Origin of the sequence: Aurantibacillus circumpalustris (assembly GCF_029625215.1) — a bacterium.
GTDB classification, from domain to species: domain Bacteria; phylum Bacteroidota; class Bacteroidia; order B-17B0; family Aurantibacillaceae; genus Aurantibacillus; species Aurantibacillus circumpalustris.
On record NZ_CP121197.1, the window covers coordinates 1449830 to 1474662 of the forward strand.

Consider the following 24833-nt stretch of genomic DNA (forward strand, 5'->3'; position numbering starts at 1 on the left):
AAAAATTAATTCCTATGAAAAAAATTCTACCCTCAATCTTTTTTCTTATTTTATTCTTTCAATTAAAATCACAAGTTGTATTTTGCCCTGTTGGGGCTGAATGGAGTTATGAATTTTCGGGGATTATCTTTTCCCCAAGCGTTTATAACAATAAAATTAAATGCACGGGATCTTACTTTGATGGCAATGACACTATAAAGACTTTAGTGCATGACAAGTTTTATTTGTTTTGCAATGAATCTTCAAGTATCACAACTTTAATAAAACAAAGGGGAGACACGGTTTATTTTTCAAACGCTAGAACACAAAACACTTGGCAAATTCTATACAACTTTGCCAGTCAAACAAGCCAAGGGTGGCAAACTACCATTCTTCAGCACTCTCAATTTCCAGCTACCTTTTATTATGTTGTAGATTCGGTTAAAACGGTGCAAATAAATGGATTTAACCTAAGGAGGCTGTACATCAACAACGGCGCCTCTGTGATCACAGAGCGTTTTGGAAGTTCAGGTTTTCTTTTTAATTTTCCGAATTCCGATTTGGGGCTGTGTGATGGTGATTATTTCCATGAATTCTTATGTTATACAGATCTCTCTTTTGGCACTAAACAATTTTCGGCGAAACCTTGTGATTTTTCTAACACTGTAGGCTTTATTGAGTCTAATGAGACAAAACCAATCATTCAAATATTTCCAAATCCGAGCACCAACAAAATAAATGTTCAAATAGAAAATCTTACCAATACCGGCGAATATGAATTTCAGTTCGTAGATCTTTTAGGACAAAAAAATCTCATTCATAAAACAGAACCTAACGAAAACAATTCTTTCGAAATAGACATTTCTTCTTTCAAAACAGGAATTTACTTCTTGCAAGTATTTCAGAATAACGAACTAATTACAAACCAAAAAGTAATTAAAGAATAAGTGTTTGTTACTTCTCGCCAGTACTTCCAAAACCTCCAACACCTCTTTTTGAATCCTTCAAAGCAGAAACAACGTACCATTCAATGCGTTCGTGTTTTGCAACAACCATTTGCGCAATGCGCTCACCATCGTTAATGACAAAATCTGTATTGGATAAATTTACCAGAAGTACTTTCACTTCACCTCTATAATCTGCATCAATAGTGCCTGGAGAGTTTAAGACTGTAATGCCGTGTTTATAGGCAAGTCCGCTTCTTGGACGAATTTGTGCTTCGAAGCCAACGGGTAATTCCAGAGAGATTCCAGTTGAGATCAATTGCCGTTCTAAAGGCTTTAGAGTAATGGGCTCCGTTAAATTTGCTTTTAAATCTAATCCTGCTGAGTGTTCTGTTGCATATTCAGGTAGGGCATGCAATGAACGGTTTATGGCTTTAATTGTTAGAACTGACATTGGAACTTAATTTTTTTAGATTATTAATTTCCAGTTTATAAATCATCCAAACAAATATTCCTATTAACAAATTATTCAAAATAATTTTAGTCCATGTACTTTCGAGACCACTATAAGTTAGAGAAACGAGATACAGAAGTATTGTGATAGCAGAATAAACCGCTAATGCCCTCACATTGTATTTAATTGGGAAATACTTTTGTCCCCATAAATACGATAAAACCATCATGCCAGCATATGCTGCTAGCGTTGCCCAAGCACAAGCTACATAGGAATAAGCTGGGACAAAAAGCACATTAATTACAATGGTTATGACTGCGCCGGTAATTGAAATGTAAGCTCCAAATTTTGTTTGACCACTTAATTTGTACCAAATAGACAAATTGTAGACCACTCCCAAACACACGTTGGCCAATAACAGTATGGGAACTACTTTTAATCCACTCCAATAGGCTTCGCCAATAATGTATTTTATCCAATCTAAGTTTAATACTGTTGCTAAAAACAAAAACAAACAAAAAATCAAAAAATACTTCATCACGTAAGCGTAGGTGTTTTTTGAATCTTTTTCCTTTGCTTTTCCAAAAAAGAAGGGCTCGGCAGCAAAACGAAATGCTTGTATGAAAATGGTTATTAAAATGGCTATTTTATAACAGGCTCCGTATATACCTTGTGCATCTTGAGCCGCAACTTTATCGGGCATTAATTGTTTTAAAATAATTCTGTCGAGTGTTTCGTTAATCATGCCCGCTAGCCCAAGAATAATTAAGGGCCAGGTGTACTTAAGCATTTCTTTTAGAAGAGTCGTATTCAAATTAAAACGAACGGATAAAATTTGTTTACTTAATAAGAGCAGAGTTAAAAGATTTGCAATCAGGTTAGCGAGAAAACAATAGCCAATTCCTATTTCAGGATTATACATCTCAGCCAGAACACTGCCGTCCTGAGTATCGTAAGCTACTTTGCAAAAGGAGATAAAAAATACCGTGAGTCCAAAATTGACAACGACATTGAATAATTTTAAAAAAGAAAACTTCAGTGCCTTGTTCTCAGATCTTAATTTTGCAAAAGGGATACTCATAATCGCATCTGAAGCGATAATAAGAACACACCAGATAATAAATTGTGACGAATAAGTAGCGTTGGGTGTTGATAGTCCAGCCGCGATGGTAGAAGATAGAACAATTAAAATCAGACTAAAAACTAAAGAAGTGGAAAGAAGAGAAAGTAATGCTGTATTGTATACATCTGCCTTATTCTCGAGCTTTGAATTAAAATTAAAGAAGGTGGTCTCCATACCATAGGTAAAAATGACGTTCAGAAAAGAAATAATCGAATACAGTTCTGAATTAATGCCGTATTCAGCAGGAAGGAAAGCCCTTGTTAAAATAGGAACCAGAAAATAATTTAAGAATCTGGGCAAAATAGTCCCCAGTCCGTAAACGACTGTTTGCCCAGCTAAATTTTTTATTGGATTTGACACAGATAAGTAATAAAACTAAAAGTAGGAAAATATACGTCTTTTAGATTCCTTTGCGGCTGTAAGATATTAACCATGACTTGTAAAGAAGCAAAGATTAAATGGAAGATGTAAAAAGGCAAAGGGAAAATGGATAAATCTCTTCTATATTAGGCTTTACCCATTGCTTTTATTTGATCTTCTAATAGTTTAATTCCTTCTGTAAAACTATGCGGATTGTATCCTAAATTATTTACAGCTTTATCGATAATAAAACCTGTTATTGGCGGGCGTTTCGCTGGTTGCTTGATATCAGCGCTTTTACTTGGTTTAATTAAACTCTTATCCAAACCATAATAATCAGCCACAACTGTAGCCAATTCTAAAATACTATAAAAGTTTTTTCCTGAAATATTATAAACTCCTTTTGCTCTTTTCTGTGCAATGAGTATACAACCATCAGCCAAATCTTCAGCAAGTGTTGGTGTTCTGAACTGATCGTCCACAACATTTATAACTTTTCCTTGCTCTAAATTAGATTTCACCCAAAGTACAATATTACTACGACTCATATTATCAACGATGCCATAAACCAAAACCGTTCTTGCTATTGCCCAATGAAGCGTTGAGGCCTTTACTATTTTCTCTGCTTCTAACTTTCCTTCTGCGTAATAACTTAGAGGATTCGGTTTTTCTTCTTCATCTAAAGGTCCATGAGTACCATCAAAAATAAAATCTGTGCTAAGATGGATAAAATGTGGCTTATAATTTGGATTTTTTTTCTGAAGAGCTTCTAAGGTTTTTACCTGAAACTCAACTGCCGTAGCATTCATAAGCCAACTCGTTTCTTTTTCTGTTTCACAGGCATCTACGTTGGTCATAGCAGCAGTGTTTATGATTACATCTGGTAAATACTTCGAAAAAACGTCTTCTACATTTTTTTTATTTGTAATGTCTAATGAATCGTAAATATATCCTTCTTGTTGCACCAATCGGTTGACTCCTCTCGCTGTTGCAATACATTCAACACCAGTTGTGTTGCGCAATTTATAAACCAGTTTTTGTCCTAACAAGCCATTAGAACCTGTAATTAAAATTTTCATTTCTAATCTGAATTAATCTTTTTTTAAATGTAACATTGCGCTTTTTTCCAACTGTTTAAACCACTCTTTACCGTATTTACGAATAAGTGGTTCTTTTAAAAATTTGTATACAGGCACATCTAGTTTTTTTCCACATTCACAGGCAGGTTTGCAGATGTCCCATTTATCATAGTTGACAGCGTCGTAATTTTTATGCTCAGTAATTCTAATTGGATAAAGGTGACAGCTAATTGGTTTTTTCCAGGTAATAACACCTTCGTAATATGCTTTCTCTATTGCGCACTTAGCTGTTTTGGTTTCATCGAAATATACAAATGCACATTCAGCACCTTCGCTTACCAAAGTGGTTGTATAATCTCCGTCACTGTCAACAACAAATGGTCCGTATTTTTCTACTGCTTTGATGCCTTTTTTCACCATGTAAGGTTTAACCTTGTCAACCAGCTCTTCTAAAATAGGAAGTTCATCTTTGTTAAGAGGGGCGCCGCTATCACCGGCAACGCAGCAAGCTCCTTTGCAGGCATTTAAATCACATACAAACTTTTTATCCAGCAGATCTTCGCTGACCAATGTTTTATCAATTGCTATCATTCTTGTGGCGACAAAGATAAGGAATAAGAAGGATTCTCAATTAAATTAATTGATAGCCATGTTTTGCGTCATATACGCTCCAAGATATTTTTCAAGGATACTGCGGTAAGCAGGGGTGGATTTAAATGAAGCGAAGAATTCATTAAATAAAGCTTTATGCTGACTTCCTTTAGGCATCACAAAACCAAGTTCTTCTTTAGACTGGTTGAGGATTTTTTGCATTTTCAAAAATTTTCCAGGATTGTTTTTTAAATAGAACCAAAAGCCAACCGCATCAACGTACCCAAAGCATAATACGTTTTTAGCGATTTCGTCCAAAATTTTTACCTCATCCGTTTTATAAGAAATTTTTAAATCCTGGATGTATTGCTTCTTAAGTTCTACGATATACCTATTTAGAGAAGTGTTGTTAATTGTAAGGGCACTCATGCTTCCGAGCGACCTAAGTATTTCATCAGTAGTTTTCGATTTTACATCAGGCGCATGACCGTTTGTTACACAAAAAGCTACGTTTTTTAAATAGGCAGATGAAAAATCTACTTCCATAGCCCTTTCCTGACTAATCGTTACAGAGCCCAAACCCAGACTGTTCTGACTTTTTTTCGTTGAAATGTAAAACGAGTTAAAATCGGTATAACCAACTTGTTTTAAGGTGATGTTAATTTTCTTTTTGGATTTAAGCCAATATACATACTCGTTAACTATGTCAACTTCAATTCCTTTTACTGAACCGTTATCTGTATAGGCAAAAGGCGTTTGGATATAATAATTAACGAAAAGGGTATCGCCAATTTGAGCAAAACTGATACTACTTAAAACAGAGGTTATTATAATTAAAAAATATCTCAACTTACTTAACGTCTTTTTGGGGTCAGCTAAAGTACAAATTTAATATTTAAACTCAGGGGTATAATATGAATTTAATGTAATAAACCCCCATTCTTACGGATAAATACCCCTTCTGTGGTATAGTGAAAATTGTGTTTTTTTACTTATATTCCAGCTACAAATTCTAGCATTATTTAGTAATTTTAAGGTTGTTAACTTCTTTTAAAAATTAGTGCCAAGAAAACAATGGATGAAATAATAAATAAAGTTGCTGGAAGCGGTATAGTTAGTATTGATCTAGAGGAGTTTTATGTAGAAGGAGACCGTGTTTTTTTCGATATCAAGCCACATTTGTTTATGGAGCAAATATTAAAGGAAAAAGACTTTAGAGAATTTCTTAAAACAAATGACTGGAGTTTATACGAAGATAAGATTGTTGGTATAATTTGTAGCGCCGATGCCATTGTACCTACTTGGGCTTATATGCTTATTACACTTGCTTTAGAGCCTCATGCGAGAAGAGTTTTTTTTGGAAACCTCAATGAACTCGAAAATATTATGTTTGCAGAGAAACTAGCAACGATTAACCCGGAAATATACAAAGATGCTAGAGTTGTGATAAAGGGTTGTGGTGAAAAGCAAATTCCAACAAACGCCTTTGTACAGCTTACAACACTTTTAAAACCTTTTGCAAAAAGTATTATGTATGGAGAGCCCTGCAGTACAGTGCCTTTGTACAAGGCCAAAAGTTCATAGGGTTTTAAAGCTATACCCCTTTTGTAAAAAATTTTCAAGGAAAATTGGAAGTGCATATTTCATATTTGTTTCGGCCTTTACATTATCGTGAAAAAGTACAATGCTTCCATTTCTCGTATTCTTGAGCACATTCTCAGTACATTTAAGCGGAGAAATATGTTCGAAGTCGTAACTGATTACGTCCCATAAAATTACATCGTAGCCACGTTCAACTAAGGCCTTATACTGTCCGAGTCTCAATTGTCCATAGGGTGGTCTAAACAAATTATTTTCTACGAGCCTTTTACACTCCTCCACCTCTCTTATGTAATCGCCAACTGTAGTCTTAAACCCTTTTGTGTGAAACATAGTATGATTTCCAACACGGTGGCCCTCTATTTTAACTCTATCAAAAACTTTAGGATTACGTATAATGTTGGCGCCCACACAAAAAAAAGTTGCCTTAATATTGTATTTTTTTAATTCATCCAACACCCAATCTGTTAAGCCTTGAATAGGACCATCGTCGAAAGTAAGGTAAATGTTCTTTTCTTCCTTGTTCATACGCCAAACCGCTCGAGGATAAATCCTTCTTAGAACCGCGTTTGGTTGTATGAGTAAAAGATTTTTCAAAACAAAAGTTCCACCACAGATAAACAACTGTGGTGGATTAATTAAGGTAATTGCGGCTCTCTCGTGGGAGAAAGATCTTCAGGACTTAAAACTCCTTTAATTCTATTTATAAATTCCTTCGACAAATCTTCCTGTTTGTATTGCTGCGATAAACCAGTTAAACGTTTTAAAATTTCTTTTGCTTGATTTACGTCTCTACCATACGCAGCTCTGTGATTTGGCTTTTGAGCCATATATATTCTTAAATCACCTTCAAAAATATCAAACAGTTTTTTAGCTAGTTCATTTGCTTTTTTAGTTTCTCCGATTTCATAATAAGAACCGCAAATAGTAAAAATGGTTGCGTCGTAAGGAATGTTTTCATCCGGCATAACGGTAAGACATTTATCTAAAACGTTTTTCGCTAGTTTGTTTTTACCTTCGTTAATAAGGGCTCCAGAAAGTATGGCCATTTGCATACGCAGATTGCTAGCCATTCTGATACAATTTTCATCCAAATTCACACCAGGTTTGTCCATTCCACCCCAAAGGAATTTATTCATAATGTTATCATACATCACTTCTGTGTTTACACGTCCACCTTGTGCTTCTTCGTCTTCTGTTTGTTTAATTGGAACAAATCTATATGCTAAACCTTCTAGTTGAAAATAACGCTTCATTCCAACGTAAGCATCGTCACCGGTTGTAACGGCAAAATAAATTGGTCTCTCCCAAGTATTATGTGCCACAAGATCTAAAACTAAAAGATCGTTTTTTGTGATATAATTTTTTCCACCCAAATCCCAAGCAATCCTCTTTGCAAGACGACCAGTGTCACCCACACTAATTACTTTGTTTTTCATTACGGTAAGGCTATCCACATTCACATAAAGGCGTCTAGATGGCAACACGTCTAAAAGATCGCCTCCGTTATTGTATTTTCCATCAGGATTGTCGCTCAAAGCAGTTTCTAAAGCCCCTTTCAGCTCCATGGCGGCCGGATTTTGTCCATTGATTAACAAATACGATAACTTTTCAGCTTCCAATTTTTCTTCAGGAATTGTAAACGGAACGGGCATACTTAAATAAGCCGCTCTGCGCATTTGGCGTATGTACCAATCGGTTTGAAGTAAACTTAAATTTACCACACGCACGTCAGTTCTTATTCCTTCTACTTCCTGAGCGTACCATAAAGGGAATGTATCATTATCACCATTCGTAAAAAGAATGGCATTTGGTGCACAACTTTGTAAATAATTTATTGCCACGTCGCGCGACAGTGTTCTCAAAGAACGGTTATGGTCATTCCAACCATCCTTAAGCATAACGGCAGGTACTACTAATCCTAATGCCGTAGAGCCGATTGCAATTCCTATTGTTGCCGCTTTTTTACTAAACAGGTCATATAAATACAACACTCCAAAGCCAATCCATATCGCAAAGGCATAAAAACTTCCCGTATAAGCATAGTCACGTTCACGCGGTTGATAAGGCGATTGATTAAGATAGATTACTATCGCCAGTCCTGTTAAAAGGAAAAAACACAGCACCACCCAAGCATCCGGTTTATTTCTTTTAAAATGGAAAAACATTCCTAGAAGTCCCAGGATTAGAGGCAGTGCATAAAAATGATTATTTGCAAAATTATTTTTATCGCGATAAATTTTTTGCGAAGTATCCGTACCAAGTTTAAAATCATCAATTGGCTTAATCCCACTCACCCAGTTACCATCCATGTTATTACCGGTTGAACCTTGTACATCATTTTGTCTTCCAACAAAATTCCAGTAAAAATAGCGCAGGTACATATAATTTACCTGATAATTGAAGAAAAACCACAGGTTAGCTCCCATTGTAGGAACCTCAACGCTTTCAGTCTCACCATTTCTGTTCTCCATTACTCGGTTTCTGTGATGCTCTGCAACATTTCCCCAATATTTATAACCAGCTTCATGATGCGCTTGGGAACTGTGCATTCTTGGAAAAATTGTACAAAATTCAGGTTCGTATTTTGCGATCGAATTCTTTCGTGAATCAATCATTTTATAATTCTTATTTATTTTGTCTTTTGCATAAACCGGATCACCATTACCAAATTCACTTCTTGGGCGCGTAGGCGCATTGTAATATTGTCCGTATAAAATTGGCCAGTCACCGTATTGCTCTCTCAACAAATAAGAAAGCATATTAGGTGCATTTTCAGGATCGTTTTCATCCATAGGAGGATTGGCTTGTGAACGAATTACCAAAACAAAGAAAGAGGAATAACCAATTAACAGCGTTGCAAAGCTTAAAAAGATTGCATTAAGTGTAATTGTTTTTGTTTTATAATGTTTAATCGCGTATAGAATTGCTCCTAACATTATCAGACGTGTAAACATTCCACCACCATTTGGCGCAACTATCACAGCAAAACCAGATAAAATTGAAGCGGAATAAAATCCCATCTTGTAATACTTCTCAGTTTTATTAATGGTATAAATAATAAATGTAGTAAGAGAAAATGCAAGCAGCAAGAAGAAGAAAATAGTTCCGGTACTAAAACCAAGGCTTAATTTGTTGGTAAAAAACACCTCGTAGTCACTTATAAACTTTACAATTTTTGGAATAATGAGATTTTGCACTAAACCCAAAACCATAACTGAAGAGATCCCTGCTATGAAAAAACCTTTCCAGGTGAACTTATATTTTTTGAAATAAATAATAAACCCAATTGCAGGAATAATTAATAGATTTAATAAATGGACACCTATAGATAAACCTATCATGTAGCTAATGAGCACTAACCAACGCAAAGCACCCGTTGGATTCGTAGAATCTTCTTCATCCCATTTTAAAATAGCCCAGAAAGCAATTGCTGTGAAAAAAGATGACATGGCATATACCTCACCTTCAACGGCACTAAACCAGAAGGAATCGGAAAATGTATAAGCTAAAGCTCCTACAATACCTGCTCCAAGAATAGCCCATTGTTTAGGTTTTTCAAGTTCGCTCACCTTTTTGCCATATACTTTTATTCCTAAACGGGTAATTGTCCAAAATAAAAACAAAATACTGAAAGAGCTTGATAAGGCGCTCATCACGTTGATCATCATCCCTGCATGAGCAGGATCAGATCCCCCAAACAAGGTAAAAAAGCGCCCTACTATCAGGAAAAAAGGCGCTCCTGGAGGGTGACCAACCTCCAATTTAAATGCGCAAGCAATATACTCTCCACAATCCCAGAAACTGGCAGTTGGTTCAATACTAGAGCAATAAGTTACAGTTGCAACGGCCCAAATCAGCCATCCGATCAGATTATTAAGTTTCCCGAATTCTTTTGTCATCATAATAGAAGTAATGGTTGCGAAGATAGTATTTTACTTGGTTTAAAATTGTGCACAAAAGTGTAATATCCACGTTTTTTTTGAAAAATTATTTGATTGAACTAAAAATTTTGTATTTTTGCAGACCAAAATTAAATTGCCCGATCGTCTAATGGCAGGACTTCGGTTTTTGGTACCGACTATGTAGGTTCGAATCCTGCTCGGGCAACAGAAAACCCTCTCAGAAATCCGGGAGGGTTTTTTTATTTTAATCAAATTTTTTTATCCGATGTGTTTTTAAAGTCACACTGATTTGCTCATATACAATACAATAGCACAAAGAAAATCTCGATGCTGAAAATTCACATCGGGGATTTCTTTATTAAACAATGACTTACAAACTTTTTAACTGCTCTTCGATAGAATCAATCTTTGACAGCGCATCACTCTCTTTCTTACGCTCCACAGCAATAATTTCAGGCTTTGCATTAGCTACAAATTTTTCGTTAGATAGTTTTATTTGCACGGACTTCAAAAAGCCTTTATTGTATTCCAACTCCTTTTTTAAACGTTCTTTTTCTTCTTCCACATTAATATTGTTTGCAAGTGGAATAAAAAATTCAGTTGTTTGAATCGTAAAACTGTATGCGCCATCTACTTTTTCTTTAGAATATTTAAAGGCAGAGAGATTTGCAAGTTTTATGACAACTTCATTAAAATAAGAATGATCTGATGAAGATTTTTCAATCACCTCTAATTTTTCTTTTGGTGGTATTTGTTTTTGAGCACGTACATTTCTAGCCGTAGTTACGAGTTCTTTGCATACTTCAAATTCACCCAAAACTCTGGCATCTAAAGATGCCAGTTGTTTCGGCCATTCTGCCACAATAACACACTCTTTTTCAGAACGCTCTGTTATCAAATGCCAGATTTCTTCTGTAACGAAAGGCATCCATGGGTGCATTACTTTTAAGAGCTGTTCTAAGAAAATGATAGTTGCATCATAAGTCGTTTTATCAATTGGTAAAGATTTGCCATCTACAAATTCTGGCTTTATTATCTCAAGATACCAGGCGCAAAAATCGTCCCATACCAATTTGTAGGTTGTCATTAATGCATCACTCATTCTGTATTTCGAATAATGATCGTTGATAAATTCCAGTTGTTCAGATAATTTATTTTCAAACCAAGTAATCGCTGCTTTCTGCGCCGCTGACTGTTTCGCAGATGCCCCTACCTCAAAACCTTTTATCAAACGAAATGCATTCCACACCTTATTTGCAAAATTTCTTCCCTGTTCACAATCTTTTTCGTCAAACAGCAAATCGTTACCGGCCGGAGAACTTAAAAGCATTCCAACACGTACGCCATCTGCGCCATATTTTGCAACCAAATCAAGTGGATCGGGAGAGTTTCCCAATTGTTTGCTCATTTTTCTTCCGAGATTATCACGTACAATGCCTGTAAGGTAAACGTTGGTAAATGGTTTCAGTCCAGTAAATTCTTTACCAGCAATAATCATGCGGGCTATCCAGAAAAATAAAATATCCGGACCAGTTACTAGATCGTTTGTAGGATAATAATATTTAAGTTCTTCATTTGCATTTTCCCAACCGTTTTTAATTACATTTGGATCAAAAACCGTTAAAGGCCAAAGCCATGAAGAGAACCAGGTGTCTAAAACATCTTCATCTTGTTTTATTTCATCGTTCGTTAGTTTTTCATTCTTAATTTTTAATTTCTCAAATGCTTCTTCCCTTGTTTTACAAACAACAGTATTTCCTTTTCCATCGTACCAAGCCGGAATACGTTGTCCCCACCACAACTGGCGACTGATACACCAATCATGTACATTTTCCATCCAGTGTTTATAGGTGTTGATGTATTTTTCCGGAATGAGTTTTACCTCGCCGCTCATCACAGCATCCAAAGCTGGTTTACTAATCTCGTCCATCTTTAAAAACCACTGCAGAGAGAGTTTAGGTTCAATTACCGCGTTTGTTCTTTCGCTGTACCCAACTTTGTTTTTTATATCTTCTACTTTTTCAACTAAGCCTTGTTCTTGTAAGTCTTTTACTATTTGCTTTCTGCAAGCAAAACGATCCATCCCAACATATACTCCGGCAGCTTCACTAATTTTTCCATCTGGAGTAAGTGCATCAATAGTTGGTAATTTATATTTTTGTCCGAGATTAAAGTCATTAATATCATGCGCTGGAGTAACCTTAAGTGCACCTGTACCAAAAGAAGCATCTACATAATCATCAAAAATAATTGGCACTACCCTATTTACAACTGGCACAATTATATTTTTTCCTTTCAGGTGAGAATAGCGTTCATCATTTGGATTTACACAAACTGCAGTATCACCCATGATGGTTTCAGGTCGCGTTGTAGCAACTGTAATAAATTCATCAGACGCCTCTACTTTGTATTTTACGTAAACCAGTTTACTGTTAGTTTCTTTATGAATTACCTCTTCGTCGCTCAGTGCTGTTAATCCTTGAGGGTCCCAGTTAACCATTCGAACTCCTCTATAAATCTGACCTTTATTATGTAAACTCACAAATGCATCCAACACTGCTTCACTCATTGCCGGATCCATTGTAAAACGTGTGCGATCCCAATCACAACTGGCGCCTAGTTTTTTGAGTTGTTCCAAAATAATACCACCGTATTTTTCTTTCCAGTCCCAGGCGTGTTTTAAAAAATCTTCGCGCGAAAGATTCGTTTTTTTGATTCCTTTTTCAGCTAATAAGTTTACTACTTTAGTTTCAGTAGCAATGCTAGCATGATCTGTACCTGGCACCCAACAGGCATTCATTCCAAGCATGCGCGCGCGACGGATTAAAACATCTTGAATGGTGTTATTGAGCATGTGCCCCATATGCAACATACCAGTAACATTTGGAGGAGGGATGACTATTGTATAAGGAGTACGGCTATCAGGTGTTGAACTAAAAAAATTCTGTTGCATCCAATGCGGATACCATTTACTTTCTGCTTCGCCGGGATTATAGGTTTTGGCTATCTCCATGTTAAACTAATAAAAAATATTTTGTTAAATTTCGTAAAATTACGGAAAGAATCCCGTGTTTGTAATATCTTTATGGCACGATTTTAGTAATAATCACACAAATTAATTAAAAAAAAAGACTCACATGAAAAAGCTAATTTTTACTCTAGGTTTAGTTGCAGGTTTAACTGCTTTAACATTTGCACAAGATGGTCATTCAGCAGATGATGGTCATGGACATGCTGCTGCACCAGCTGCTGCTGCCCCTGCAAGCTTAGCCGATATTAAACTTGATAAATTAGAACACGATTACGGTACTATTAAACAAGGTGGTAATGGTGAGTGCGAATTTAAATTTACAAATAACGGTAAAGAGCCATTGGTGATTACAAATTGTCAAGGAAGCTGCGGTTGTACTGTTCCTCAGTGTCCTAAAGAACCAATTCTTCCTGGTAAAGCTGGTGTTATTAAAGTAAAATATGATACTAACCGTCCTGGTCAAATTTATAAAACTGTTACTGTAAACTCAAATGCGAAAAGTGGTAATGTTGTTTTAACGATTAAAGGAAATGTTGAAGTAAAACCAGTTGAAACTGATTTTCCTGCAAACCCGACTCCAGCTGGCGCTCCTGTTGAGCAAAAGAAAGGTTAATTTATTCTTTAAACTATTATGAAAAAGTTTATTTCATTACTGTTTTTTGCACTAGGTTTAAATTTTGGTTTAAATGCTCAGGAATCTGTTATACCTAACATGGATCCTAACGCACCAGACATTAAATTTGAAACTGAAGTTCTTGACTACGGTGTAGTCGAATACGATGCTAACGGCTTACGTGAATTTAAATTTACTAATACTGGAAAAACGCCTTTAACTATTACAAGTGTTTCTGGAGAGTGTGGTTGTACCGCAACTACTATTGATGGTAAACCAGGCTGGCCAACTGAACCAATACTACCGGGTAAAAGCGGTGTAATAAAAGTAAAATACGATACGCAGCGTGAAGGTCGTTTTGAAAAAAACGTCACTGTAACTTCAAACGCAAAATTTGCAACTAAAAAAATTCGTATTAAAGGTGAGGTTAAGTCTAAATCTGGCACTGGTGGTTAATCCAATTAATATATTTAGAAATCCTCAAGGTAATGCCTTGGGGATTTTTTATTTAAAAGTGGTTTCACTTTTTATTCTACTATTTCTTTCGTTTAACAGTTACTCCCAAGCGAAACTGAAAATACCAGAAACAAAAAAGAATTTTGGTCTTGTTAAGCGGGGTGAAATAATTAAAAATGAATTTGAGATAAGTAACTCCGGGGATGCACCGTTGTTGATTAATGATATTGAAATTTCTTGCTCCTGCACTACCGTTGATTTTCCTAAGCAACCCATTTTGCCAGACCAAAGCTCAAAAATTACGGTGATTTTTAATACAACAACTGTGTATGGGAGGCAAGACAGAGTAGTATATGTGAATAGCAACGACCCGAATAGTCCTCATAAACTGCGCTACAAAGGCACGGTGTCTGCCAAATAATTTCATTCTATTTTCTTTAAGTTCTTTTAAGGCGTGAAGAATGTCCGTCGGAAGAAAAATCAATAACTCGAAAATTACTGATTCAATTTAAGCTGTCTGAAAAACTCTGATGCAATGATAGAGGTTGCCATAGCAGCATTGAGCGACTCTGTTCCATTATTTTGGTTTGCAGGAATAGTAAGTTTGTGTGTTATTAGTTTTAAATTCTCTTCGCTAATCCCATTCGCTTCGTTACCAATAACAATTAAACCGTTTTTTAATGGTGCTTTATAAATATTGTCTCCGTTTAAAACAGCTCCATAGATGTTTTTTATTGTGTTTTTAGAAAGTAATTCTACCAAACCAATATTTATATTTTTAACCCTCAAAAAAGCACCCATTGTGGACTGTATAACTTTTGGATTATAAAAATCACAACTGGATGGAGAGCAAAACACAGTGGTGACTCCAAACCAATCTGCTAAACGAACGATGGTTCCCAAATTACCAGGATCACGAACATCATCGAGGTAGAAGGAAAAATTATTTTCAAAATCAAAAGATTCTCTTGATGCCTTAAAATAATTGCAAATTGCTAACACACCGCTGGGAGTGGATTGCAAACTGATTTTCTTGTATTCTTGTTCTGAAATTTCATTGAATTTAATATTCAAACGTCGTAGCGTCGTTTTATATGTGTTCACAAAATCAGGCGTTGCAAAAAGTTCTTCCAACAAAATAGGGGCGTTATTAAGAATTTCTAAAACAGTTTTTGTTCCTTCTGCAATGAATTGCTTCTTAATCTCTCTGAATTTTTTAAGCTGTAAAGATTGTATTTCTTTTATTTGATTTTTACTAAGCATATTTTACCCTAAATTAGCATATTTTATTGAGGACAGTTGAACATTCACACAAAAATAATAAATACCAGTAGTTGCAAAGTAACAATTAAAGGTTTTTTGGTGTTGGTTTTGTTAGGATTTATTGTCGCTTGTAACCCAACAAAAAAATTGCTACCCGATCAATACATTATTGAAAAAGTAGAAGTTCATAATTCAAAACTCACTAACATTCCGAAGGAAAATTTCGAGGCTTTTTTTCGGCAAAAACCTAACCGAAAACTATTTAGACAATTTCAATTTTACGTTTGGTGGTATAATCTTTTTGATGAAGAAAGAATTCGCGAAAAAAGAATAAAACGAAATTTAAAATACGACCGGCTTAACACAAAAAAAGTAATCCGTTTTGAAAATAAAAATAAAAAAAGGGCAAAAAAAGGTAAACTCCCAAGAGAGCCAAAATTAAAAGATAAAGAAAGTCCTCTTTTTATTGAAAGTCTCAGAGATATTGGTGAGCCTGCGGTTATCTATGACTCAGCTTTAACGCACCAAACACTCTTTCAATTGAGTAAGTATTTGTTCAGCAAAGGTTATTTTGATAATAAAGTAACTGACACCGTTAAACTTATAGAGAAGAAGAAAAGTGCTATTATTAAATATTATTTAATCCCTAATAACTCTTATACAATTAACAGTTTAGGTTACAACATAAAAGATCCAGGCCTTCGCGAACTTATCCTAAATGATACTGTAAATACAATCTTAAAACTTGGAATGCCTTTTGACAAAGAAAAATTTCAGCTTGAACAAGAGCGCGTGACAGAGCATGCACTTAACAATGGCTATTTTTATTTTGACAATGCTTACATTACCTATAGCGCCGATAGTAATGTAACAAATCATTCGGTAGCTATGAAAATGGTAGTTAAAAATTTTTCTACGCCCTATAACTCCAATAGTGATTCCCTAGTTGAAACCGACCACCCAAAATTCAAAATTGCCAATACGTATATTATTACGGAAGCCTTGATTGGCAATCCACGTGACCACTATTTTAAAGACACAGTGATTTCTAAAAAGAAAGGTTTAATCTTTTTGCTCAACAAACCTCTTGCTTATAAACGCAGAATCATTGTATATAATACCGATGTTTATTCTGGTCAACTTTATCGCAAAGATTCTGCACAACTCACCTATAAACAGCTATTAGGTTTAGGGATTTTTAAAAACGTTACCATCCAATTTTTAGTAAATCAAAGTAAAAGCAACGAATTAGATTGTTATATTATTTGTAATCCTTTGGTAAAACAATCAATAACCAGTGAAACTGAAGGAACCAATACCTCAGGCAACTTAGGAATTGACGCAAGTGTTTTATATCAAAACAGAAATTTCGCCAAAGGTGGTGAACTCATTGAATTAAAACTACAAGGATCAATTGCCGCACAAAAACCTCTTACTACTGAAGATGCTGGTGTGAGTGGTTCAAATGGATCAGGGTCTTTAAATAAATTTCAACAAACATTTAATACCATTCAATTTGGACCAGAGTTAAGCTTTTCGGTTCCAAGAGCATTCTTTCCATTCTCATTACTGCCTTTCAGAAAAGATCAACAGCCGCGTACCTATATAAAAACTTCGTTAAATTATCAAACACGTCCGGAATTCAGTCGCGTAATTAGTACTTTGAATTACGGTTTTAGTTTTAATTCTTACAACAGGCAATTAAGACATGATGTTATTCCTTTTGAAGTTTATCTAATACGTGCTAATTTGCTCGATAGCTACCGAAAACTTCTTGTCGATTTTAATGATGCGTTTTTACTTAATTCGTTCCAAGATCACATTACAACCTTAAGTAAATATGGTCTAACATATACCTCTAAAGAAAATTCTGTTACAGGGCAGAAGACAGCTTTTTATGCAAAATTAAATCTGCAGTCATCAGGTAGCATACTCAGAGAGGTTTACAAACTGAGTAATCAACCAAAAGATTCATTAGGGCGTTATCACTTATTTGGTATTCCTTTTGCGCAATTTCTAAAAGTTGATGCAGATTTTAGAATTTATGTTCCCCTTCGAAAAAACAGTAGAATTGTTTACCGTATTGCGGGTGGAATTGGAAAACCGCTTGCTAATCTCAATCAACTACCTTATGAACAGAGCTTTTTTAGTGGTGGGCCTAACAGCGTAAGGGCTTGGCGCGCACGTACACTTGGACCGGGAGGTTATAATCCACCTGCTGATAATAAAACGCGTTTCGATAAAATTGGTGATATATTATTAGAAGGAAATATTGAATATAGGTTTCATCTTCTAAGAGCCTTTTATGGCGCTATATTCGTTGATGCCGGAAACATCTGGCGGTTACAACCAGATCCGAGCAAACCGGGAGGTGAATTTATTTTAAGCAAGTTTGCAGATCAAATTGCCATTGGTGGAGGGTTTGGTATTCGTTGGGATTTGACGTTTTTTGTTTTAAGACTTGATATGGCTACGCCACTGAAATACCCTAAATTTGAGCTTGGAAACAGTCCAACATTTGACCCCTGGCGTAATTCAGTGCTAAACTTCGGAATTGGTTATCCATTTTAAATTTATTTATGTTAGTTGCTGGTTTTACAATAATTCGAAATGCTTTGAAGTATGACTACCCGGTTGTAGAGGCCATTACATCGATTTTACCTCTATGCGACATTTTTTATGTGGGGGTCGGTAACAGTGATGATGAAACAAAAAAACTTATTGAGTCTATTCATTCAAAAAAAATAAAAATAATAGACACTGTTTGGGATGACAGCATGCGCGAAGGAGGAAAAGTACTGTCACTTGAAACAAATAAAGTATTTGATGTAATTCCAAATGAATATGATTGGTGCTTTTACATTCAAAGTGATGAATGCGTTCACGAAGAAGATTTACCAAAAATTAAATCTGCCATGCTTACATACAAAGATGACAGCGAAGTGAACGGATTGTTATTTGAATACAAACATTTTTATGGGCATTACAAATACATTGGTATTGGTCGCCGCTGGTATAAAAACGAAATAAGAATTATTAAAAACAATAAAAATATTCGTTCTTATAAAGATGCGCAAGGATTTAGAACCATTGATGATAAAAAACTACGCGTAAAAAAAACAGGTGCATTTATTTATCATTATGGGTGGGTAAAATCACCACAAGCGCAGCAAGCCAAACAAAGCTCGTTTCACAAAATGTGGCACAGTGATGAATGGATGAAAAATAATATTCCCGAAGTGGAAGAGTTTGATTACAACAACATTGATCTTTTAGAAATTTATAAAGGTTCGCATCCTAAAGTGTTCGAAAAACGAATTACTGAAGCAAACTGGAATTTTAGATATGATCCAAAAAAAATAAAAACAAATTTAAAATACAGATTTTTATTTTGGGTGGAGAAACTCACTGGGTGGAGGGTTGGAGAGAATAGGAACTATAAAGTCCAGTAGGCAGTTGGCAGGTTAAAACACGAAGGCGCGGAGAGCAAGTAGAAACACTGAGAGGCGGACGTAAGCAACGCCGGTTGGCAGTTATCGGCGCGAAGTGAATTGGAAGATCAATTAGTGACTATCGACTTGTGACTATCGACTAAAAACTTCTCTATATACACTTAAAGTAATCAAAAGCTTCAAGGCAATCACTGCACTTATATAATGCTTTACAGGCTGTACTGCCAAATTGCGAAACCATTGCTGTGTTTTTACTTTTACAACGCGGACAAGTAATATTTTTTGGTTTGTTTGTTAGAAAAGATTTATCGGTAGTGTTTTCTTCGGGTGGTGCGATTCCGTAATCTTGTAATTTTTGCCTGGCTTCTTTGCTTAACCAGTCAGTTGTCCATGCCGGGTTAAAAACGGTATTAATTTTAATTTCTTCAAAACCGTTTGCTTTTAATTTTTCTCGCACGTCGTCCTCCATTTGTTTCATAGCCGGACAACCACTATAAGTGGGAGTTATGGTAACCTCAATCGTTTTATCGTCGTGTTTTATTTCACGAATCACACCAAGCTCTACAATAGAAATAACGGGAATTTCCGGATCAGGAATTTCGTTGAGTAAAGAATAAATATTTTCTTTCGTTTTCATTTTAAATAGTTTCCTTCTATCTCGCTACAAAATGCGTAGTTTATATTTTTATTTCAGTAAATAGTTTAAGTTTTTTGCTAACAGAAGCACTTATTTTAATTACCCCTTGTGCTTTTTAAAAGGCGTTTTACTTTTTGCGTTCCATTGGTTGTGAATATCATATTATACAAGCCATCTGCCAGTTCCTCCAACGATAAATTTAACTCACCCGAAGTAATTCCAATTTGTTTTATCAATTTCATATCTACACTATAAATTGTTACACCATCTACACTATTTTCTCCTGACTTTATAGTATACAAACCATTACTAGAAGGATTAGGGAATACTAGCAATTCCTGGTTTGAGTCGGTGTTATCGATAACAATAGTTTTATAATATTTGAAAGAATCATCGGTGTCAATCTGTTTCAAACGATAATAATTAAGACCAGTGCTGGAGCTTATGTCAACAAAATTATAGTTATTTAGAACCTGTGAATTCCCTTTACCCGGAACACTTCCGATATTATCGAAATTTATGCCGTCTCGACTTCTTTCAATTGCAAATTCTTTGTTGTTTTTCTCTGTGGCAGTCTGCCAATAAAGATAACCTTTTCCATCTTTGAAATTGCCAGTAAAATTTAGCAATTCGATGGGAAGTGTACTGAATGAGTATATTGTTATACGCATGTGATCTACCCGAGCAGTACCATTCTGAACAGTAGCACTTAAAACGGCTCCGAATGTTGTAGCGTTAATATCGGAATCCGCCCAAGTTGTTCCCCATAAATCTGTAGGAGTTCCGTAACTTGTATAGGCATCTGTAGTGGACCAAGCTGAAGTTGTTTGAGCGTAATTATTCCCTGTTATAACACCACCTTTTACCAATCTAACAGAATGATCTGCTTCGCGAATACTCTGAAGATGTATACAAATTGCCATTTGCCTGTTAACAGTGCCTGCAAATGTAAATGCCGGAGATTCAGTTCCTGAAGCAACTGTTGCTTTATGTGCTACTTCAAAAGAACCACCTGAGGTACTGAATCCGGAATTTGCACTATAAGTATCTACAACTTCCGTAAATGAAGAGTTAATGTTGTAGGTATTTGTTCCTCCAATGGTAGATGCCGGAGTTGTGTTGTTTCCGCAAAAAACACCCGAAACACTCATACCTCCTGCCAATGTATTAAGTGAAGGACTTAGGGTAATAGGATTGGTGGTAGTGTTTGAAAGTGTTGTTCTAATATCTGATACGGGTATAGTTTGATCTACAAATTGATACACGGCGCTTGACACTGCTTCCCAGTTCTCGAGGAGTGAAGTGCCGTCAAAGGTTAATACAAAAGAAGTGCCTATAGCTGCCGTAATTTCAGTCTCCATTAGTCGCCAATATTCAATTTTACCACAAAAACCAGATCCGCTTCCAACGAACGCTTCTGTAATTTGCGTAAGGTTTTGCCCACCATAAGTCAGAGCCGTAACATTGCGGGGCCCCAGACCATTTTCCATAAAAATACTGACAATCAAACACCTGGCAACCCCAGAAGAAATGGTTTTAGAAGTGCCAGTTGTCCAATTATCCAACACAGCAACCGCTGTCGAACTTGTAGTGCTTCGCTCTATTTCAAGAACAATTCCGCTTATAGAGGAAGGAACAGGAATTGCGAAATTAAAATTAGTTCCTGAAACATAATTCGTTATTCCTTTGGTTGAACACGATGCATAAGTATTATTACTACTCAGGATTTGAGCAGGAGTAGACCATGCGTTTACGCCTATAGAAGTATTGTTAGCTCTTGTTTGAGGGGAATTAGGTCCCGTTTGTGCATTTAAAACACCAGAAGAGCATCCTAAATGGATCCCTAATAAATAAAAAAGGATCAATACACGTTTTAGCATTTTACTAATTGTTTAGTAAATATATCGAAAATCTACAATATAAAGATTGCCGCAACAATCATAATTACTATAATAACTAAGTACTGCCAGAAGTCTACAAAATAAGGAGACATTTTTTTCCAGCTCTCTTTTAGTGACATTTAAATTTGATTTAAAGAATTACCACTTAGCGGTTGGATGCATTCTTGGTAAAGATTGCATTTCTGCTAAGATATAACTTAAGTGCTCACCGTGTAAGCCTTTTCTACTTCCAGTTTGCATGTAGGTAGTTTCAGGAATTTTAATGTTTGCATTTTGCAACAACTCAAAAATTTCTTTTTCCCACATTGGTTTTAATGTGTTTAAATCAATTGCTATTCCATCTTTGATAAGTGTTGCATCCACCTCATTCATTTCGAATAACTCACCAGTGTATTCCCAAACCTCGTTTAATCCTTTTTGTAAACGCGTTAAGCTTTCTTCTGTACCATTTCCAAAACGCATAACCCAACTAAAGCTGTGACGTTTGTGGTAAGTAATTTCTTTAATGGATTTAGAAGCGATCCCAGCTAGGGTTCCATCTTTGCATTTAGAAAGTTCTGTATAAAACATCAAATCAAAACAGTCAATCAATGCCTGACGAATAATTGTTTTGGCATAATCTCCATTTGGTTGCTCCGTGATTAGTGCGTTATAATATTCTCTGTCGTTTCTAAAAAAAGCGAGATCATCTTCTGTTCTGCCTTTGCCTTCAATTTGTGCAGCGTACTCCAATAAATTTTTTGCTCGTCCAAAAATATCTAAAGCAATGTTCGTTAATGCTAAATCTTCTTCTAGAAAAGGACCGTGTCCTGTCCACTCGCTCAAGCGTTGACCAAGAATTAAACTTGTGTCTCCTAAACGTAAAGTGTAGTTAAATAATGCGTCGTTAGTTGTCATTCAATTTTTAAAATTTGATTTTTGATTTATTGAATTACATGTGCCCTACACCATCAGGAATCTGATAGAAGGTGGGGTGACGGTATATCTTATCATTAGAAGGTTCAAAGAAAGCGCCTGCATCTTCAGGACTACTTGCAACGATTGCATCACTTGGTACTACCCAAAGAGACATGCCTTCACCACGGCGGGTATATAAATCACGCGCATTTTGCAGCGCCATTTCTTTATCGTAGGCGTGGAGGTTACCACAATGTACAAAAGGTTGCCCTGATTTTTTTTGTACAAATACTTCCCATAATGGGCCTTGACTATCACTCATAAACTAAATTAAAAATGTTGAATTAAAAATTGAAAATTATGCAGCCTCCTGAGCTTGTTTCATTTGTTTTTTGCCATATGCAGCAGCAGCTGCTCTTACCCACTCTCCTTCTTTGTGCGACTTGTTACGGGAAGTCATGCGTTCTTTGTTACAAGGACCATTTCCTTTAATCACATTTTTAAACTCTGCCCAATCTGGTTCGCTGAAATCGTACTCTTTACGCTCTTCGTTCCACTTTAGATTTTTATCAGGAATGGTTAATCCTAAATATTCTGCTTGTATAACCGTTTGATTTACGAAACGTTGACGTAATTGATCATTTGTTTCGCGCTTGATACGCCATTTTATTGCATTTTCACTATTTGGACTTTCACGATCAGGTGGGCCAAACATCATTAATGTTGGAAACCACCAACGATTTAGAGCATCTTGTGCCATTTCTTTTTGGCCTTGTGTACCAAAGGCCAAATGCGTCATAATTTCATATCCCTGACGTTGGTGAAAACTTTCTTCTTTACAAATTCGCACCATTGCACGGCTGTATGGTCCATACGAAGAACGCTGAAGCATCACCTGATTCATGATGGCAGCGCCATCCACTAACCAGCCCACAGCGCCCACATCTGCCCATGTTAAAGTAGGGTAATTAAAAATAGACGAATATTTTGCTTTTCCTGTAAGTAATGCATCGAGCATTTCATCACGACTTGTACCAAGAGATTCAGCGGCGGTGTAGAGATATAAACCGTGACCGCCTTCATCCTGCACTTTTGCCATTAAAACCAATTTAGCACGCAGACTGGGTGCGCGTGAAATCCAATTTCCTTCCGGCAACATTCCAACAATTTCGCTATGCGCATGTTGCGAAATCTGGCGAATTAAATGTTTGCGATAGTTCTCAGGCATCCAATCCTTTGGTTCGATCATTTCATTTTTTGCCAGTTTGGACTCAAATAAATCTTCAAAATTAACAACACTCATGAGAAATATGATTTAATTATTCTAACAAAGATAGGATTTATAGCCTGTTAAATCAAGAAAAGAGCCAATTATTCCATGAGAAAAATCAGTAATTCACTTAATTTAATATTAATTTTTTTATAGGCTCAAAACGGTTATTTTTGCAGACTAGTTACAGAATTATGGCACGTTTTCACACATTAAAAGTAAAAGATATTCGTCGCGAAACAGCTGATGCAGTTTCTATATCATTTGAGATTCCACCGCAGCAGCAGCCCGAGTATCAATTTAAACAAGGACAATACGTTACCCTTAAACTAAAAATTAAGGGTGAAGACGTGAGACGCTCTTACAGTCTTTGTTCTAGTCCTTTTAGTGAAAAAGAATTACGTGTGGCGATTAAAGAAGTGGACGGTGGCCTTGCTTCCACCTATATAAATCGCGAACTAAAAGTGGGGGACTCCATGGAAGTAATGACCCCAATGGGTAATTTTCATACTATTTTATCGGGTTCAAAGTCAAAGAAGTATGTCCTAATTGCTGGCGGTAGTGGAATTACTCCAATGATGAGTATTTTAAAAAGTGTTTTGTATGTAGAAAAACAAAGTACAATTACTTTAATTTACGCTAATAGAAATGAAGAGAGTACGATTTTTAAAAAAGAACTTGATTCAATTGCAGAAAACAATTCAAATTTGAAAATTGTTTACGTATACGACCAGCCTCAGCAAAAAATTTCAGATTTACAAACCGGAATAATAACTACTGATAAAGCAAAAGCTTTAATTGAAAATTTTGGCGGCGTAAATGCAGATGAATATTTTATCTGCGGTCCAGGCCCTATGATGGAAAATGCTAAAACTACTTTAGAAGCTTTAAAAATTCCAAAAGAAAAAATACACATTGAATATTTTACTGCTGTAATTGAAGCGGTGAATAAAGCAGAAGTAGCCACTGGCGGAAATGTAAATGCTAAAATAAAAGTCATTCAGTACGGTATAGAAACTGATTTTGATTTAGAAACAAGCAGTATTTCGATTCTTGAAGCAGCAATTGAAGCAGGCGTTGACGCTCCATTCAGTTGTAAAGGTGCTGTTTGCTGTACCTGCCGCGCAAAAGTTTTAGAAGGTGCTGTAAAAATGACTGCCAACTTTGCTTTAACTGATCAAGAAGTAGAAGAAGGATTTATACTAACTTGCCAAGCACATCCAATTACCGAAAATGTGGTAATAGATTATGATGCTTAAGAGCAGGCTATTTTAATTTT

At 35.8% G+C, this 24833-nt stretch carries 22 protein-coding genes and 1 tRNA gene; 9 read left to right on the forward strand and 14 right to left on the reverse strand.

The window, feature by feature from the left end; all coding sequences use genetic code 11:
• Nucleotides 1-14 precede the first annotated feature (14 nt).
• Nucleotides 15-926, forward strand: coding sequence for a T9SS type A sorting domain-containing protein (locus tag P2086_RS06080; RefSeq protein WP_317899552.1), 912 nt, complete (start codon nucleotides 15-17; stop codon nucleotides 924-926).
• Between the two features lie 7 nt (nucleotides 927-933).
• Here the strand turns inward: P2086_RS06080 and dut are convergent, their stop codons facing one another.
• The 5 genes from dut to P2086_RS06105 all read right to left on the reverse strand — a co-directional run bounded on the left by dut (nucleotide 934) and on the right by P2086_RS06105 (nucleotide 5379).
• The gene (dut, locus tag P2086_RS06085) at nucleotides 934-1377 is read right to left on the reverse strand and encodes a dUTP diphosphatase (protein WP_317899553.1); all 444 of its coding nucleotides are present in this window, start codon (nucleotides 1375-1377) and stop codon (nucleotides 934-936) included.
• Complete coding sequence (locus P2086_RS06090) at nucleotides 1358-2860, reverse strand: oligosaccharide flippase family protein (protein WP_317899554.1); 1503 nt, start codon at nucleotides 2858-2860, stop codon at nucleotides 1358-1360. The genes dut and P2086_RS06090 overlap by 20 nt, the downstream gene beginning before the upstream one ends.
• 146 nt (nucleotides 2861-3006) lie before the next feature.
• Entirely contained in the window at nucleotides 3007-3939 is a 933-nt protein-coding gene (locus P2086_RS06095; protein WP_317899555.1) for an SDR family oxidoreductase, read from the reverse strand.
• A gap of 12 nt (nucleotides 3940-3951) precedes the next feature.
• Nucleotides 3952-4530, reverse strand: a complete 579-nt coding sequence (locus tag P2086_RS06100) for a DUF3109 family protein (protein ID WP_317899556.1) — start codon at nucleotides 4528-4530, stop codon at nucleotides 3952-3954.
• A 45-nt stretch (nucleotides 4531-4575) separates the two neighbouring features.
• On the reverse strand, nucleotides 4576-5379 hold the full coding sequence (locus P2086_RS06105; RefSeq protein WP_317899557.1) for a substrate-binding periplasmic protein: 804 nt from the start codon (nucleotides 5377-5379) through the stop codon (nucleotides 4576-4578).
• A 225-nt stretch (nucleotides 5380-5604) separates the two neighbouring features.
• Here P2086_RS06105 and P2086_RS06110 point away from each other — a divergent pair, with 225 nt between their 5' ends.
• A complete protein-coding gene (locus tag P2086_RS06110) occupies nucleotides 5605-6114 on the forward strand; it encodes a DUF2480 family protein (RefSeq protein ID WP_317899558.1) in 510 nt (169 codons plus the stop codon).
• On the opposite strand, the gene P2086_RS06115 is transcribed toward P2086_RS06110, so the two are convergent.
• Together P2086_RS06115 and P2086_RS06120 are read right to left on the reverse strand one after the other, a co-directional pair.
• Complete coding sequence (locus P2086_RS06115) at nucleotides 6109-6657, reverse strand: polysaccharide deacetylase family protein (RefSeq protein WP_317899559.1); 549 nt, start codon at nucleotides 6655-6657, stop codon at nucleotides 6109-6111. The two genes, P2086_RS06110 and P2086_RS06115, sit on opposite strands and share 6 nt — an antisense overlap.
• Before the next feature lie 110 nt (nucleotides 6658-6767).
• Entirely contained in the window at nucleotides 6768-10034 is a 3267-nt protein-coding gene (locus P2086_RS06120) for a glycosyltransferase family 117 protein (protein ID WP_317899560.1), read from the reverse strand.
• Nucleotides 10035-10168: 134 nt separating this feature from the next.
• Here P2086_RS06120 and P2086_RS06125 point away from each other — a divergent pair.
• Nucleotides 10169-10239: transfer RNA gene (locus P2086_RS06125), tRNA-Gln, on the forward strand.
• Between the two features lie 165 nt (nucleotides 10240-10404).
• Here the strand turns inward: P2086_RS06125 and P2086_RS06130 are convergent.
• Entirely contained in the window at nucleotides 10405-13047 is a 2643-nt protein-coding gene (locus tag P2086_RS06130; RefSeq protein ID WP_317899561.1) for a valine--tRNA ligase, read from the reverse strand.
• 124 nt (nucleotides 13048-13171) lie between these two features.
• Between P2086_RS06130 and P2086_RS06135 the strand changes: the two genes are divergently transcribed.
• From P2086_RS06135 to P2086_RS06145, 3 genes are read left to right on the forward strand one after another with little or no spacing between them, the layout of a single operon-like run.
• Nucleotides 13172-13678 carry a DUF1573 domain-containing protein gene (locus tag P2086_RS06135; RefSeq protein ID WP_317899562.1) on the forward strand — a complete coding sequence of 169 codons (507 nt, stop codon included), beginning with the start codon at nucleotides 13172-13174 and terminating at the stop codon, nucleotides 13676-13678.
• Between the two features lie 18 nt (nucleotides 13679-13696).
• Complete coding sequence (locus tag P2086_RS06140) at nucleotides 13697-14134, forward strand: DUF1573 domain-containing protein (protein ID WP_317899563.1); 438 nt, start codon at nucleotides 13697-13699, stop codon at nucleotides 14132-14134.
• Nucleotides 14100-14555: a DUF1573 domain-containing protein gene (locus P2086_RS06145; RefSeq protein ID WP_317899564.1), complete on the forward strand. Its 456-nt coding sequence runs from the start codon at nucleotides 14100-14102 to the stop codon at nucleotides 14553-14555. Before P2086_RS06140 ends, P2086_RS06145 begins: the two co-directional genes overlap by 35 nt.
• A gap of 74 nt (nucleotides 14556-14629) precedes the next feature.
• On the opposite strand, the gene P2086_RS06150 is transcribed toward P2086_RS06145, so the two are convergent.
• On the reverse strand, nucleotides 14630-15397 hold the full coding sequence (locus P2086_RS06150; protein ID WP_317899565.1) for a TrmH family RNA methyltransferase: 768 nt from the start codon (nucleotides 15395-15397) through the stop codon (nucleotides 14630-14632).
• 36 nt (nucleotides 15398-15433) lie between these two features.
• Here P2086_RS06150 and tamL point away from each other — a divergent pair, with 36 nt between their 5' ends.
• Together tamL and P2086_RS06160 are read left to right on the forward strand one after the other, a co-directional pair.
• Complete coding sequence (gene tamL / locus P2086_RS06155) at nucleotides 15434-17968, forward strand: translocation and assembly module lipoprotein TamL (RefSeq protein WP_317899566.1); 2535 nt, start codon at nucleotides 15434-15436, stop codon at nucleotides 17966-17968.
• A gap of 8 nt (nucleotides 17969-17976) precedes the next feature.
• A complete protein-coding gene (locus P2086_RS06160; protein WP_317899567.1) occupies nucleotides 17977-18849 on the forward strand; it encodes a glycosyltransferase family protein in 873 nt (290 codons plus the stop codon).
• Between the two features lie 151 nt (nucleotides 18850-19000).
• Here the strand turns inward: P2086_RS06160 and paaD are convergent, their stop codons facing one another.
• The 5 genes from paaD to paaA form a co-directional block, all read right to left on the reverse strand.
• Nucleotides 19001-19486 carry a 1,2-phenylacetyl-CoA epoxidase subunit PaaD gene (gene paaD, locus P2086_RS06165; protein WP_317899568.1) on the reverse strand — a complete coding sequence of 162 codons (486 nt, stop codon included), beginning with the start codon at nucleotides 19484-19486 and terminating at the stop codon, nucleotides 19001-19003.
• A gap of 95 nt (nucleotides 19487-19581) precedes the next feature.
• A complete protein-coding gene (locus P2086_RS06170) occupies nucleotides 19582-21366 on the reverse strand; it encodes a T9SS type A sorting domain-containing protein (protein WP_317899569.1) in 1785 nt (594 codons plus the stop codon).
• A 159-nt stretch (nucleotides 21367-21525) separates the two neighbouring features.
• A complete protein-coding gene (gene paaC, locus P2086_RS06175; protein ID WP_317899570.1) occupies nucleotides 21526-22284 on the reverse strand; it encodes a 1,2-phenylacetyl-CoA epoxidase subunit PaaC in 759 nt (252 codons plus the stop codon).
• Nucleotides 22285-22318: 34 nt separating this feature from the next.
• Nucleotides 22319-22606, reverse strand: coding sequence for a 1,2-phenylacetyl-CoA epoxidase subunit PaaB (paaB, locus tag P2086_RS06180; RefSeq protein WP_317899571.1), 288 nt, complete (start codon nucleotides 22604-22606; stop codon nucleotides 22319-22321).
• Between the two features lie 36 nt (nucleotides 22607-22642).
• Nucleotides 22643-23587, reverse strand: coding sequence for a 1,2-phenylacetyl-CoA epoxidase subunit PaaA (paaA, locus tag P2086_RS06185; protein ID WP_317899572.1), 945 nt, complete (start codon nucleotides 23585-23587; stop codon nucleotides 22643-22645).
• A gap of 140 nt (nucleotides 23588-23727) precedes the next feature.
• Here paaA and P2086_RS06190 point away from each other — a divergent pair, with 140 nt between their 5' ends.
• Nucleotides 23728-24813 carry an FAD-binding oxidoreductase gene (locus P2086_RS06190; protein ID WP_317899573.1) on the forward strand — a complete coding sequence of 362 codons (1086 nt, stop codon included), beginning with the start codon at nucleotides 23728-23730 and terminating at the stop codon, nucleotides 24811-24813.
• Nucleotides 24814-24833 lie beyond the last annotated feature (20 nt).

Excerpts from the sequence above, each read along its gene's own strand:
- P2086_RS06095 (WP_317899555.1), bottom strand. The coding sequence starts at position 3,939 with ATGAAAATTTTAATTACAGGTTCTAATGGCTTGTTAGGACAAAAACTG.
- P2086_RS06110 (WP_317899558.1), top strand. The coding sequence starts at position 5,605 with ATGGATGAAATAATAAATAAAGTTGCTGGAAGCGGTATAGTTAGTATT.
- dut (WP_317899553.1), bottom strand. The coding sequence starts at position 1,377 with ATGTCAGTTCTAACAATTAAAGCCATAAACCGTTCATTGCATGCCCTA.
- P2086_RS06115 (WP_317899559.1), bottom strand. The coding sequence starts at position 6,657 with ATGAACAAGGAAGAAAAGAACATTTACCTTACTTTCGACGATGGTCCT.
- P2086_RS06135 (WP_317899562.1), top strand. The coding sequence starts at position 13,172 with ATGAAAAAGCTAATTTTTACTCTAGGTTTAGTTGCAGGTTTAACTGCT.
- paaC (WP_317899570.1), bottom strand. The coding sequence starts at position 22,284 with ATGACAACTAACGACGCATTATTTAACTACACTTTACGTTTAGGAGAC.
- paaD (WP_317899568.1), bottom strand. The coding sequence starts at position 19,486 with ATGAAAACGAAAGAAAATATTTATTCTTTACTCAACGAAATTCCTGAT.
- P2086_RS06100 (WP_317899556.1), bottom strand. The coding sequence starts at position 4,530 with ATGATAGCAATTGATAAAACATTGGTCAGCGAAGATCTGCTGGATAAA.
- P2086_RS06150 (WP_317899565.1), bottom strand. The coding sequence starts at position 15,397 with ATGCTTAGTAAAAATCAAATAAAAGAAATACAATCTTTACAGCTTAAA.
- P2086_RS06140 (WP_317899563.1), top strand. The coding sequence starts at position 13,697 with ATGAAAAAGTTTATTTCATTACTGTTTTTTGCACTAGGTTTAAATTTT.
- P2086_RS06160 (WP_317899567.1), top strand. The coding sequence starts at position 17,977 with ATGTTAGTTGCTGGTTTTACAATAATTCGAAATGCTTTGAAGTATGAC.
- P2086_RS06170 (WP_317899569.1), bottom strand. The coding sequence starts at position 21,366 with ATGCTAAAACGTGTATTGATCCTTTTTTATTTATTAGGGATCCATTTA.
- P2086_RS06120 (WP_317899560.1), bottom strand. The coding sequence starts at position 10,034 with ATGATGACAAAAGAATTCGGGAAACTTAATAATCTGATCGGATGGCTG.
- P2086_RS06130 (WP_317899561.1), bottom strand. The coding sequence starts at position 13,047 with ATGGAGATAGCCAAAACCTATAATCCCGGCGAAGCAGAAAGTAAATGG.
- P2086_RS06080 (WP_317899552.1), top strand. The coding sequence starts at position 15 with ATGAAAAAAATTCTACCCTCAATCTTTTTTCTTATTTTATTCTTTCAA.
- paaB (WP_317899571.1), bottom strand. The coding sequence starts at position 22,606 with ATGAGTGATAGTCAAGGCCCATTATGGGAAGTATTTGTACAAAAAAAA.
- paaA (WP_317899572.1), bottom strand. The coding sequence starts at position 23,587 with ATGAGTGTTGTTAATTTTGAAGATTTATTTGAGTCCAAACTGGCAAAA.